The organism is Anthropogastromicrobium sp. (genome assembly GCF_037349415.1).
In the GTDB taxonomy this organism is placed as follows: Bacteria; Bacillota; Clostridia; order Lachnospirales; family Lachnospiraceae; genus Anthropogastromicrobium; species Anthropogastromicrobium aceti.
Window position 1 is genome coordinate 1 of sequence record NZ_JAXWCK010000061.1, and the last position, 13486, is coordinate 13486.

Sequence of the window (13486 nt, forward strand, 5' to 3'; positions counted from 1 at the left end):
TATGCAGTACCAAACAAAGTTATCCCCAAGTTATCCCCAGAGTTATCCCCAAAAATGTGTTACCCCATGCAAAGTGTGCAGTACCCCCTACAAAATATGCAGTACCCACTGCAAAATATGCAGTACCAAACAAAGTTATCCCCAAGTTATCCCCAGAGTTATCCCCAAAAAGGTGTTACCCACTGCAAAGCGTGCAGTACCACATGCAAAATACGCAGTACCCACTGCAAAATACGCAGTACCACATGCAAAATACGCAGTACCCACTGCAAAATATGCAGTATTAAATAAAGTTATCCCCAAGTTATCCCCAGAGTTATCCCCAATGGATCTGTCGAAGAAAAATAGACTTGAAAAATAAAAGTAAATGCTTTATACTCACATGAGTGATAAGATAAAATATTTTTTCGAAACAGCTAAGAAAAAGAAGGAAGGAGAGAAGTATGGCGACGCTAAAGGATGTGGCGAAGGCTTCCGGACTGACAGTAGGAACTGTTTCCAGAGTTTTGAATAATAGAGGCTATATAAGTGATAAAACAAGAGAGAAAGTGTATCAGGTAATGAAAGAGTTGAATTACCAGCCAAATGAAATGGCACGTTCACTTTCAAAGCAGAAGAATAATACAATAGGAATTATTTTACCGCAGATTGAGCATCCTTATTTTGCAAAGGTTCTGGGTCGGCTGGAAAAAGAGGCTTCTAAGCGTGGATATCGCACAACTGTATTTGTTTCTAAAAATAAAGAAGAACGCGAGGAAGAATGCATTGAAATGTGCAAAAGCGCAAGAGTGGCAGGAGTAGTGTTGTGCAGCGGCTGCTTTGGCACAGAAAAATTTACAGGACTTGATTTCCCATTAATTACATTAGAGAGATCCATTGATCAGGCAACATCAGGTATTGAATGTGACAACTATCAGGGTGGTGTACTTGCAACGGAGCTATTAATTGAAAAGGGTTGCAAAAAACTTATGTATATTGGCGGAAGAAGTGCCGGTGATAGTATTGCTATGCCAGGCGATTATAGAGAAGTGGGCTTTAAAGATACATGCGAGAAGTATCATGTAGAGCATATGGTGATGGTGACAGATAAAGAACAATTTGATACGCTGGAGTACTATAGCTTTGTGAGAAAAAAGCTTGAAAAAAATCCAGATGTAGATGGAGTATTTGCAAGCTCTGATATTATCGGTGCATATGTGCTTCAGGCTTGCCGCGACTTGTCGATTAGTGTTCCTCAGAATATGAAAATTGTGGGATTTGATGATGTTAATATTGCTCAATTTACGACACCTGGTCTGACAACAATTCATCAGCCGGTAGAGCAGATGGCAGAGCAGGCAATTTCGGACATTGCGATGATAGATGCTGGCAAGGTGGTGCCTTCAAGAACGGTATTTCCGGTAACGCTTGTTGAGCGCGGAACGACTTGAGTTAACAGCTGCGAAGCAGTGATTAAGCCCTAAGGGGCTGTTTTGCGCATGATAGGCGCGAGCGAGCTGTTTCTTACCAATATAATCTAATATAGCAATTTTATACAAACATATCGAAAAAGAGTTATTACATAGTGAGTAGAGTACTTGCATGCATAACTCTTTTTTTGTGAATATTAGATATGTACACAAGTCGTCACAAGAAAGAATATCGCAAGCGGTTGCGATAAACAATTTAAAAAGTTTTTTGAAAAAATAGCGTAATTAACTTATTTCATTGAACATTAAATAAAATTCAAAAAAAACATAATTGACATAATACACAAAACAAAAGAGGCATAATCGTATAATTTTAACAAAATATATTTTAATAAAAGAAAAACTATGATAACCGCTTGACATGTTAAAAGTGCAGTGCTAGAATGAAGACACAAACAAAGAAATGCCCACATACGAGATAGGGGCACAAAATAGGAGGAATAAAAAATGAGAAGAAAAGCAACACTCGCAATTACACTTGCGGCAGCAATGGCAGCAACAGCAGTTCCTGCAATGGCAGATGATAAGGTAAGCATTACCATTTTCAATTCCAAGATGGAGATTCAGAGCCAGTTTGAAGAGATGGCAGAAAAGTATGCTGAGGATAATGGAATCAATATTGAGGTTTACTACTCAAATGATACAGTAGCAGCTCATCTGGCTACCAAGTATTCATCTGGAGATCCATATACATTAGCAATGGTAGATGCAAAGGATGTCTACTCACTGGCAAAAGATCATGCAATTGATATGAGCGATCAGGAGTGGGTAAAGAATACTAACTATGCAATCGGAATTGATGATCAGATCAATGGTTTCCCTATGTGTGTTGAGGCTCGTGGACTGATTTACAATGCAGATGCGATCGAAGCAATTACTGGTGAAACATTTAATCCAGACGATTACAAGACACTTGATTCCTTTAAGGAACTGATTGAGCAGTTAAAGGAAGGCGGTATGGAGACGCCTACTGGTATCATGAAGGAGGATTGGTCTTTAGGAGGTCACTTCCTGTCACAGGTATCAGAGGAGCAGCCGGATGTAGAGGAGTTTATTACAAAGCTTCATGAGGGTGAAGCAGATCTGATTAATAATGAGAAATTCAATTCTCTGATGGATTTCTTTGATGTAATGATGGAGAACAACTACGCAAAGGATTCTGCAATCGCAGCTGAGCGTGAAGTAACCGAGATGATGTTAGCTGAGGGAGAAATCGCCTTTATGTACGGTGGTAACTGGGATTGGTCCGTAATCAACGCATATGATTACACTGAGAACATGGGTATGATGCCAATTCCGCAGAACACAGATGACGGCACTAACGAGAAGCTTGTAGGCGGCGGTTCTAAGTATTTTATGATTGATTCTTCTGATGCTACAACAGATGAGCAGCGTCAGGCAGCATTAGATTTCTTAGAGTGGCTTGCAGATTCTGAAGAAGGTCAGAAGTTCATCACAGAAGACTGTGCACTTGTTCCTGCATTCACCAATAATGAGAATGAAGTAGCAGATCCGCTTGGACAGTCTGTTAAGAAGTATGCAGACGAGGGTGCTATGATTGATAACTACAACTACATGCCGGATGATCACATCTCTCTGTGTGGTGCAATCTTCCAGAAGTATCTTGCAGGACAGATGGATCGTGCAGAGTTTGCAACTGAGATTGAGGATTACTGGAAGTCAGCAGACGTTGTAGAGCACTGATAATATCAAACATTTGATAGATGATGCTTCCTTATAATATAATAGGAAGGAAGACATTACCCCTATAGAGGCTGTCCGCCGATGACAGGCAGCGGACAGTCTCATAATTTTCTTGATGATAAAACGAATACAGGGAAGGGGATCGTGATCATGGATAGAAACACGACAAAATATAAAGTAAAGCAGTACATAATGTTCGCTGGTATCTCCACTGTACTGTTTGCTGCAGTAGTAATTATTCCGTTTATCTACGGTTTATATTTGACCTTTACAAGCTGGGATGGTATTTCAAAGGATAAGCAGTTTGTCGGTTTTGCAAATTATATTGCAACGTTTAAAGATATTGCCTACTGGCAGGCACTTGGAAGAACAGTTATATATTCTGTTATTTCCGTTGTTCTGGTAAATGTGGTTGCATTTTTCCTGGCATATTTGCTGACTAGTGGTATTAAAGGACAGAACTTCTTCCGTGCGGGCTTCTTTATTCCAAACCTGATCGGTGGTATTGTTCTTGGTTATGTATGGAAGTTTGTTTTTAACAGAGCATTTGTATCAATTGGAAAGGCAGTTTCTATTGGTGCGCTTTCAAATTCTTGGCTGGCAACACCGAGTGGTGCAATGGCATGTTTGATTATTGTTTCTGTATGGCAGTATGCCGGTTACATGATGTTAATTTATGTTGCCGGATTTATGAGTGTACCGAAGAGCTTAAAGGAAGCTGCTCAGATTGATGGATGTACTAGTTTTCAGGCAACAGTTAATATTATTATCCCACTTATGAGAGCTTCATTTGTACAGTGCTTGTTCCTTACAATTACCAGATGCTTCATGGTATATGATGTAAACCTGTCTTTGACAAAGGGTGAGCCATTCAATTCTTCTGTAATGGCAGCAATGCATGTATACAATCAGGCATTTACTTATAAGAATTATGGTCTTGGACAGGCTGAGGCACTTGTACTGTTTATCGTCTGCGCAATTGTAGGTGTGACACAGGTTTATATTGGTAAGAAAGGGGAGGTGGCAGCATAATGGAAGAAAATAAAAAAGCGGCACAGAAAAAGAAAATTAGCCATGCCATTATAATGGTTGTTTTAATCCTCCTGTTTCTGATGTTTATCTTTCCGTTTATTCTCGTTATTATTAATGCATTTAAGACAAAGGGTGACATTATGTCTGACCCAATGGCACTAGTTGGTTCTCATGGATTTATTGTAACAAACTTCTCTGATGCGATGAAGAAGATGAATTTTACAACATCTTTTACCAACTCACTGATCATCACAATTTCAGCAACAATTGGAACTATACTTTTATCTGCAATGACCGCATTTGTAATTGTAAGAAACAATTGGAAGGCATGTAAGCTTCTGTTTACATTAATGATTGCATCTATGGTAATTCCATTCCAGGTTTTGATGATTCCGTTAGTATCATTATATGGTGGTATCTTTGGAGTTTTAAATAGCCGTGTGACCTTAATCCTTATGCATATCGGATTTTCACTTTCAATGGCAACATTCATGTTCCATGGAGCAATTCATACGAATATTCCGTTAGAACTTGAGGAAGCGGCATTTTTGGATGGCTGCAGCAACTGGCAGACATACTGGAAAATCGTATTTCCACTGTTAAAGCCAACGATTGCAACTGTAGCAATTATTGATGCAATGGCATTCTGGAACGATTATCTTCTTCCGAGCCTTGTACTTGGTCGTAAGGAGCTTTATACACTTCCAATTGCAACACAGGCGTTTTATGGAACTTACTCTACGGATATGGGCCTGGTAATGGCTGCTCTGCTGTTAGCAATGCTGCCGATTTTGATTTTATATCTGTTCTTGCAGCGCTACATTGTTGAGGGCGTTACCTCCGGTGCAGTAAAGGGATAATTTAGTGTTTATTTATAAGGGGTCCAAAATACAGTTTGTTTTGGACCCCATTTCTTTTTAACGATGAGAAAAGGAGATAAGTGAGAGCGCAGGTGCTCAAACTTTAACAGATAATATGGAAACAATATATAAGGAACGCTTTGAGCAAAAGAAGGATGAGCTTCATGATCTTTATATGCAATTATATGGAAATGATGCAATGTTTGCAGAGCTGTGCGAGCATTTGTACGCATTTTATAAGGAGAGAAGTGAGAAGTTAAAGACGCTTGATAAAAAGCGTGAAGCTGATCCTAATTGGTACAAAAAAAATGATATGCTTGGCATGATGTTTTATATTGACAATTTTGCTGGCAACATGAAGGGTGTACAGGGAAAGCTGGATTATCTGGAAAAGAATAATGTTAATTATATTCATTTGATGCCATTTCTTGATACACCAAAAGGACGCTCAGATGGAGGCTATGCAGTAGCTGATTTTAGAAAGGTTCAGGAAAATTTAGGTTCCATGGAAGACCTTGAGAATTTGACTAATGCCTGCCATGAGAAGGGAATCAGTGTGTGCATGGATTTTGTTATGAACCACACTTCAGAGGATCATGAATGGGCAAAGAAGGCACGTCAGGGAGATGGAGAATATATGAGCCGCTATTTCTTTTTTGATAATGCGGTTATTCCATCTGAATATGAAAAGACAGTTCCGCAGGTATTCCCGACGACTGCACCTGGCAACTTTACATGGCTTCCAGAAATTGGTCACTATGTAATGACGACATTTTATCCTTATCAGTGGGATCTCAATTACAAAAATCCAAGAGTATTCAATGAAATGATGTATAATTTCCTCTATCTGGCAAATAAGGGAATTGATATCATTCGAATTGATGCAGTGCCATATATATGGAAGGAACTCCATACGACATGCCGAAATCTGCCGCAGGTACATACAATTGTACGTATGATGAGACTGATCGGAGAACTTGTCTGCCCTGGCATTTTGCTTTTGGGTGAGGTAGTAATGGAGCCGGAAAAGGTTGTTCCATACTTTGGAACTGTAGAAAAGCCAGAGTGTCATATGCTGTATAATGTAACAACAATGGCTACCACATGGCATACTGTAGCAACAAGAGATGTCAGTCTGTTAAAGAAGCAGCTTGATATTGTAAATCGTCTTCCAAAGGACTATGTTTTCTTAAATTATCTGCGCTGCCATGATGATATTGGCTGGGGACTTGATTTTGCAACTTTGCAGCAGGAAGGCATTCAGGAGCGTGCGCATAAGCAGTATTTGAATGATTATTTTAGAGGCTATGCCGGTTACAGCAACAGCCGCGGTGTTCTCTATAATGAGGATCCGGTGACTGGTGATGCAAGATTTTGTGGAACAACTGCTTCAATGTGCGGTATTGAAAAGGCAAGCTATCAGCACGATAAAGAGGCACTTGAGAAGGCCATTCGAATGGATGTAATGCTTCATGCATATATGTTTATGCAGTCTGGAATCCCTGTGCTTTATAGTGGAGATGAAATTGGTCAGTTAAATGATTATGCTTATAGGGATGATCCTGATAAGGCACCAGATTCACGTTATGTTCACCGTGGTGCAATGAATTGGGAAGAGGCAGCAAAGAGCAGTGATCAAGCGACTATTCCAGGTCAGATTTCTTCAAAGCTTAATCAGCTTGAGAAGCTTCGTAAATCTGAGAAGGCATTTATGAGCAATGCGGATACATGGACTGTTGAAACATGGGATAAGAGCATTCTTTGTATCGGACGTTATTATGATGGCGATAAGATATATGGCTTATTTAACTTTAGTGAATTTGATAAGACAGCTTGGATCAATGAGAGAGACGGTCTGTACTGTGATCTTTTAACTGGAACATTAATGGAGGCAGCTGGAGTCAATATTCCAGCATATGGCTATATGTGGCTGAAGAAGGTTCGATAAGAACAAAAGAGTACAATTGTATATAATGATTCTGAAAAAAGATAAGTAAAATCAAAATCAGATAAGAAAAAGCGTACCTTCCAGAATAAACTGGCGGATACGCTTTTTTGATTGTTTTAGAAACCAATTCCAACGGCAATCAGAATAGTTATGATTGCACCAATCATCAAAATACCGAGGAATTTCCACATGAATTTAATCCAGTTGGACCACTCAATTTTTGCAATTGCCAGAGAACCGATCAAACATCCAGAAGTTGGAACGATCAGGTTGGTGAATGCATCACCAAGCTGGAATGCAAGAACAGAGGTCTGACGGGAAACACCAAGAAGATCAGCAAGTGGTGCCATGATCGGCATGGTGATTGCAGCTTGTCCAGAACCTGATACGACAAAGAAGTTAAATACGGACTGGAAAAGATACATAAGTACAGCAGCAAATGCACCGGAAAGTCCTGAGAGTGCCTGAGAAATTCCGTACATGACTGTGTTGATAACGGTTGGTGTGGTCGGGGCGGAGCCGCCAAGAACCTGCATGATACCTTGTGCCATTGCGACAACAAGTGCTGCACCTATAAGATCCTTTGCGCCATCTTTAAATGAAGATGCAATGTCATTTAGCTTCATATTATTTAAGTGGAAAACAACGCCGATAACACCAGAAACGATTCCCATGATGAAAAACTGAGTAGCGATTTCTGCCATATAGTAGCCCTTTACCATAACACCCCAGATAACCCAGATGACAGTAGCAGCAAGTGTCAGAAGTACTAAGATGTGGCCGATGCCAAAATCGTGTCCATCGTCAAGTCCTGTTTTTTCGTTTTGATCACGGAAATACTGATCGCTTTCGTAGGCAATAGAGATAGTAGGTATTTTCTTTACCTTGGATGCGTAGAACATTGTCATTCCACAGCCAAGTGCGGTGAAGACAACCCACATAACCATACGAAAACCGGCGCCAGAGAATACGTCGATTCCAGCAATTCCCTGAGCAACACCGACAGAGAAGGGATTCATCCATGAGGAACCGAAGCCGATCTGTGTAGCAACATAGGTGACAAGTACTGCAATTACGGTGTCGTATCCTACGGCAACAAACAGCGGACAGAGAATCATCGTAAATGGAAGTGCTTCCTCGCCCATTCCAAAGACAGCACCGCCTAATGAAAACAGTACAAACAGCACAGGAATTAACAGCTTTTCGGCTCCCTTTGCCTTTCGAATTAATCCAATTAGGCCGGATTCGAGTGCACCGGTTTTGATCATGATTCCAAATGCGCCGCCGACAACTAACAGGAATGCTATGATATCCATCGCGGAGCTGTTGACGATTCCGTTGTACATGTAGTTAAAGAAACCGGTTCCGCCGTCACCACTGAATAATGAGACACCTTCTGTTACGACCTTTCCAGCATCATCTCTTAAATACTGAAAGCTTCCGTCTTTGATGACGGTACGTGTTTTTTCTACACCATTAATCATGTACGAAACGTCCTGTGTTTCGTAGTAGCCCTTTGGAACAAGGAACGTTAAAATTGCAGCCAGAACAACTACAAAAAAGATAATGATGTAAGTGTCTGGTACGGTAAAGCCCTTGTTAAAAGATTTTAAACCTTCTCCTTTTTTGTGGCTCATAGTTGAGTCTCCCTTCATTTGGTATGTATAAATAAGATTTGCAAGGGATAGTGTATCATATCAAATGAAATAAAGAAACTAAAAAATAAGAAAAAATCAAAAAAGAATTTAATAGACTGACTTTCCTCTTGCAATGACTTTGATAAGCTGCAAGTTCTTGTCTAAGATACAAAGATCAGCATCATATCCTTCCTGAACTCTTCCTTTCTTATTTAAATGAAGAATGTCGGCAGGGTTGGAGGTGATTGTGGAGAGTGCGATTTCTAGTGGAATGTTTTCCATGGAGACGCATTCTTTTACTTCTTTTAACAGGCAGCTGGACTGACCGACTCCCATTCCCTGAAATTCACCTTTTTTATTGTAGATTGGCAGGCTTCCCTGTCCATCGGAGGAGATTGTGATACGGTTTGGATTGACACCTGCATTTAGCATACGCTTGATTCCTTTGCATACGCGCACCTCATCGCAGATAGTCTCCCAGTAGTCGATATCTTCGTTTCCTGTAAAGTCAACGGCACCGCCCTTTAATGCATATTCGATGGCTTGGCAAAAAAGTGCCTCGTTTCGGTTTACGTGAGTAGGAAGAAACTGTGATGCAGGAATTTCTGTCTCATCAATTACACGGTTGATTAACTCCATGCCTCGTGAGCCATCACCGAGATGAACGTTAATGATTCCAGCTTTTCCAGAAAGTACTCCGCCGAGTCTTGTATCGGCTGCAACACGGGTAAATTCTTCAAAGGTTGGCTGGGAGGAACGATGGTCTGAAATGGCGATTTCTCCTGTTCCAATGATTTCCTGAATCATCATAATATCCTTTGGGATGCTGTCTGTCAGCGTGCGAACAGGAACCTGATAACTTCCAGTGTAGCAGTAAGCAGATATTCCCTGCTCGTTTAGTCCTTTTGTTTTGGCGACGAGTGCACACATATCACGTCCTATTCCATCAGTGCCAAGACAGCCAACAACAGTTGTCACACCGAATTTGGTGAGCCCTTCCATGGTAGCCTCTGGTGTACGATTGGCAAAACCGCCCTCGCCGCCTCCTCCGAGTACATGAACATGACAGTCAATAAAACCAGGTGTGAGGATCAGATTTGTTCCATCAATTTGCTCAGACTCTGGAAAATATGAAGGAATTGACAGACTGCCTGCATCTGCAATTTTTACAATTTTATCGTGAATGATAAGTACATCCTTTTTTCCAAGATGATCTGGTGCATAAACGTCAATATTTTGAATTAGTTTGATCATATTATTATAAATACCTTTCTAAAATTATTTTGGCGATCAAATTCGCTACCAATAGTATACCACACAAAACAGGATGAGCAAATGAAAAAGTGGTTATGTTTTTATTGACAAGAAGAGAAAAAAACACTATAATCGTTCAAAATAGAACTACAGAAGGAGGGCATACATGTATTTTTGTGATGAGCATAGAGGAATTACACGTTATTATGAGATTCTGAAGTCATCCGTATGTGAAAAATATCAGCTTAGGCAGATGGAGTATGATATACTGATGTTTCTATATAATAATCCACAGCATAACACGGCAGCAGATATTGTCAGATACAGAAAGTCAACAAAATCTCACGTATCTATGTCACTTAAGGTGCTTGAGGGAAAAGGGCTGATTGAAAGAAGGATAGATAAAGACAATAAAAAACGTGTTGAAATTTATATTTTGGATTCAGCAGATGATATAATAAAAGATGGCATACGCGTACAAAAGCAGTTTGCAAAAGATATGTTTAATGGGCTTACAGACGATGAAATTGCATTGTGTAAGCAGATCTTTAAAAAGATATGTAATAATGCGGAAGAGTGCATAAAAGCTGCAAATAAAAAAGTGCCTGCAGAAAAATAAGACTGCGGGCACTTTGTTTTTTTAAGGAAGATATAAATTACTCAACATCCTGTAATGCTGCAAAATTTTCTTCGCCGGTACGAACCTTTACAACGCGGTCTACGTTGTATACGAAGATCTTGCCGTCACCGATATGACCGGTGTAGAGTGTCTTCTTTGCAGCTGCGATTACTGTATCAACTGGGATGCTGCTGACAACTACTTCAACCTTAACTTTTGGAAGAAGAGTAGCATCAAGCTCAACACCACGGTACTTTTCGCCGGCACCCTTCTGAATGCCGCAGCCCATTACCTGAGTAACGGTCATTCCAGTTACACCTATGTCATTCATAGCCTTTCTAAGCTTATCATAACGAGAGAGCTTTGCAATGATGACAACCTTATAGATGCCGCTTGGTGAAACATCTGGAGCTTTAACGACCTTAACAGCGGCAGCCTTCTGTGCAGCAGAAGCGCGGTCATATTCTTCGACACCAAGGTTTGTATTTGCATTTTGCTCCATTGTCATTGTGTTGTCGATATCCATGATTGAGAATCCAGCATAAGCAGATGGAAGACCATGCTCAGTTGCATCAAGACCAATGATTTCTTCTTCCTCGGAAACACGAAGACCAAAGATTGCTTTGATAACGAGGAATGTAATCGTGATAGTAACAGCAGTGAAAGCTGCGGTACAAAGCATACCAAGAAGCTGTAAGCCAAGCTGTGAGAAGCCGCCGCCATAGAAAAGACCAGCTCCAGCGATCTGGTTTGCACCATATGTAACGCCATCACCATATCCTCTTGCAAAGGCCGGAGCACTCTTTGTGGCAAAAAGTCCAACTGCAATTGTACCCCAGATACCATTCATCATATGAACAGCTACGGCACCAACTGGATCATCAACGTGAATCTTATTATCACAGAACCATACACCAAATACAACAAGCAAACCAGAAACAGCACCTATCACGATAGAACCAAATGCATCTACAACGTCACAGCCGGCAGTTACAGCAACAAGGCCAGCTAAAGAAGCATTCAGACACATGGAAACATCAGGCTTTCCGTACTTTACCCATGTAAAGATCATACAGACTACAGTTGCGATAGATGGTGCAATTGTTGTAGTAACGAAAATGGATCCAAGCTCCTCAACGCTAGTTGCTGCGGCACCATTAAATCCATACCAGCCAAGCCAAAGAATGAAAACACCAAGACAGCCAAGTGGAAGATTGTGACCAGGGAAGGCATTTACCTTTGTGATTTTGCCGTTTGAATCCTTTACAAACTTTCCAATACGAGGTCCTAATATTGCTGCACCAATAAGTGCACAGATACCACCAACCATGTGAATACAGTTTGAACCGGCAAAATCATGGAAGCCGATCTGTGCAAGCCAGCCGCCGCCCCATGTCCAGTGTGCCTCAATCGGGTAGATCACAGCAGAGATTACTGCTGAGTAGACACAGTAGGAAAGGAATCTTGTTCTTTCAGCCATAGCACCAGATACGATGGTAGCAGTAGTTGCACAGAACACAAGGTTAAATACGAAATTGGACCAGTCAAAATTTGCATAATCTGTAAAAATGTCAAACCCCGGCTTTCCGATAAGACCAACAAGATCTTCTCCTAGAAACAGACCAAAACCGATCAGGATAAACATAACAGTACCAATACAAAAATCCATCAGATTCTTCATCAGGATATTTCCTGTATTTTTTGCTCTGGTAAAACCAGCCTCAACCATTGCAAAACCAGCCTGCATCCAGAATACGAGTGCAGCTCCAATTAAAAACCAGACACCAAAGACTTCACTTTGAACCATACTTAAAATTTCTTCCATAGGACATTTCCTCCTTTTTTAACAGTACAAAGCCGCGCACACCGGGATCCTTCGGCGTGCACGGCTTTGTGCTGCGGATATGAGAAAAGGCGCTGACTTCCATACGAATGTGTCAGCGCCTTTGCTTGAAAATGATTATAGAAGTCGAAGTGCGATTTGTCAATCAGAAATTTTATAAAAAATTGACATTGTGAAAATCTTCTATACATGATGGGATTTTCGCGGTATACTGTAAGCATAAATACAAAAATGGCAGTTATTCACAGCATGCAAATTCGCATAGCTTTAAATAGCTGCAAAAAAAGAAATGCTGACATGGAAAAGGATTGAAGTGTGTAGATATGGAAAAGAAAAGACAGCCAATCGGCGTATTTGATTCTGGTGCAGGCGGACTTAGTGTATTAAAGGAGCTAGTACGACTGATGCCAGAGGAAGATTTTATTTATTATGGGGACTCACTAAATGCACCTTACGGCGTAAAGCCGCTTGAAGAAGTGCGCCAGCTTACATATGCCTGTGCTGAGCATCTTTTAGAGCGCGGTGTAAAGGAAATTATTATTGCCTGCAATACGGCGACAAGTGCAGCATGCAAAATCATGCGCGGCATGTATCCAGATTTGCCGCTTGTAGGAATAGAGCCTGCCGTAAAGCCGGCAGCCCAAAATCACCGAGGAGAAAAGGTGGCTGTTATGGCAACTCCGCTGACACTTCATGAAGAAAAATTTAAACAGCTTGTGAAGCGTTATGAGAACTTGGCGACAATTATTCCAGTTCCGTGTCCGGATTTAGTGGAATATGTGGAGAAAGGAATTTTAGAAGGTCCTGAGCTGGAAGGATATTTAAAGGATGTATTAAAACCTTGTTTACAGGAAGGTGTTAAAGCAGTAGTTCTTGGCTGTACACATTTTCCGCTTGTAAAGGCTGCGATTGGAAAGGTTGTTGGTGAATCAGTTCGCATTTACGATGGAGGAGAGGGAACTGCCAGACAGGCAAAATGTCTGCTGGCTGCGAAAAATCTCTGTACAGATCAAGAAAAAGGGCACATCTGCTTTGAGAGCAGTGCACCCGAAAAAGAAGCATATTATGAAGCGCTGTATCGAAAGGCAGCGCATATTGACAGCAGAGTGAAATTATAAGT

At 40.8% G+C, this 13486-nt stretch carries 11 protein-coding genes; 8 read left to right on the top strand and 3 right to left on the bottom strand.

Annotation, left to right across the window (positions count from 1 at the left end):
* From WJP93_RS13530 to WJP93_RS13555, 6 genes are all read left to right on the top strand, one after another.
* The coding region (locus WJP93_RS13530) for a hypothetical protein (protein ID WP_337548759.1) at positions 1-361 on the top strand (361 nt) is incomplete at its 5' end.
* A gap of 82 nt (positions 362-443) precedes the next feature.
* On the top strand, positions 444-1430 hold the full coding sequence (locus WJP93_RS13535; RefSeq protein WP_337548760.1) for a LacI family DNA-binding transcriptional regulator: 987 nt from the start codon (positions 444-446) through the stop codon (positions 1428-1430).
* Between the two features lie 486 nt (positions 1431-1916).
* Complete coding sequence (locus tag WJP93_RS13540) at positions 1917-3173, top strand: ABC transporter substrate-binding protein (RefSeq protein ID WP_337548761.1); 1257 nt, start codon at positions 1917-1919, stop codon at positions 3171-3173.
* Between the two features lie 150 nt (positions 3174-3323).
* A complete protein-coding gene (locus tag WJP93_RS13545; RefSeq protein WP_066561102.1) occupies positions 3324-4205 on the top strand; it encodes a sugar ABC transporter permease in 882 nt (293 codons plus the stop codon).
* Positions 4205-5065 (top strand): carbohydrate ABC transporter permease, encoded by an 861-nt coding sequence (locus WJP93_RS13550; RefSeq protein WP_337548762.1) that lies wholly within the window; start codon positions 4205-4207, stop codon positions 5063-5065. Before WJP93_RS13545 ends, WJP93_RS13550 begins: the two co-directional genes overlap by 1 nt.
* Positions 5066-5180: 115 nt before the next feature.
* Complete coding sequence (locus WJP93_RS13555; RefSeq protein ID WP_337548763.1) at positions 5181-7013, top strand: alpha-amylase family protein; 1833 nt, start codon at positions 5181-5183, stop codon at positions 7011-7013.
* Between the two features lie 116 nt (positions 7014-7129).
* Here WJP93_RS13555 and yfcC read toward each other — a convergent pair whose 3' ends face one another.
* Both yfcC and iadA read right to left on the bottom strand, forming a co-directional pair.
* Positions 7130-8650: a putative basic amino acid antiporter YfcC gene (gene yfcC / locus WJP93_RS13560; RefSeq protein WP_337548764.1), complete on the bottom strand. Its 1521-nt coding sequence runs from the start codon at positions 8648-8650 to the stop codon at positions 7130-7132.
* A 108-nt stretch (positions 8651-8758) separates the two neighbouring features.
* Positions 8759-9901, bottom strand: coding sequence for a beta-aspartyl-peptidase (gene iadA / locus WJP93_RS13565; RefSeq protein ID WP_337548777.1), 1143 nt, complete (start codon positions 9899-9901; stop codon positions 8759-8761).
* Positions 9902-10070: 169 nt separating this feature from the next.
* Here iadA and WJP93_RS13570 point away from each other — a divergent pair, with 169 nt between their 5' ends.
* A complete protein-coding gene (locus WJP93_RS13570) occupies positions 10071-10523 on the top strand; it encodes a MarR family transcriptional regulator (protein WP_337548765.1) in 453 nt (150 codons plus the stop codon).
* 37 nt (positions 10524-10560) lie between these two features.
* Here WJP93_RS13570 and amt read toward each other — a convergent pair whose 3' ends face one another.
* Entirely contained in the window at positions 10561-12348 is a 1788-nt protein-coding gene (amt, locus tag WJP93_RS13575; RefSeq protein WP_337548766.1) for an ammonium transporter, read from the bottom strand.
* 341 nt (positions 12349-12689) lie between these two features.
* Between amt and murI the strand changes: the two genes are divergently transcribed.
* Positions 12690-13484 (top strand): glutamate racemase, encoded by a 795-nt coding sequence (gene murI / locus WJP93_RS13580; protein WP_066561043.1) that lies wholly within the window; start codon positions 12690-12692, stop codon positions 13482-13484.
* The last annotated feature ends 2 nt before the right edge of the window (positions 13485-13486 follow it).

Excerpts from the sequence above, each read along its gene's own strand:
- amt (WP_337548766.1), bottom strand. The coding sequence starts at position 12,348 with ATGGAAGAAATTTTAAGTATGGTTCAAAGTGAAGTCTTTGGTGTCTGG.
- WJP93_RS13545 (WP_066561102.1), top strand. The coding sequence starts at position 3,324 with ATGGATAGAAACACGACAAAATATAAAGTAAAGCAGTACATAATGTTC.
- yfcC (WP_337548764.1), bottom strand. The coding sequence starts at position 8,650 with ATGAGCCACAAAAAAGGAGAAGGTTTAAAATCTTTTAACAAGGGCTTT.
- WJP93_RS13555 (WP_337548763.1), top strand. The coding sequence starts at position 5,181 with ATGGAAACAATATATAAGGAACGCTTTGAGCAAAAGAAGGATGAGCTT.
- WJP93_RS13570 (WP_337548765.1), top strand. The coding sequence starts at position 10,071 with ATGTATTTTTGTGATGAGCATAGAGGAATTACACGTTATTATGAGATT.
- murI (WP_066561043.1), top strand. The coding sequence starts at position 12,690 with ATGGAAAAGAAAAGACAGCCAATCGGCGTATTTGATTCTGGTGCAGGC.
- WJP93_RS13550 (WP_337548762.1), top strand. The coding sequence starts at position 4,205 with ATGGAAGAAAATAAAAAAGCGGCACAGAAAAAGAAAATTAGCCATGCC.
- WJP93_RS13540 (WP_337548761.1), top strand. The coding sequence starts at position 1,917 with ATGAGAAGAAAAGCAACACTCGCAATTACACTTGCGGCAGCAATGGCA.
- WJP93_RS13535 (WP_337548760.1), top strand. The coding sequence starts at position 444 with ATGGCGACGCTAAAGGATGTGGCGAAGGCTTCCGGACTGACAGTAGGA.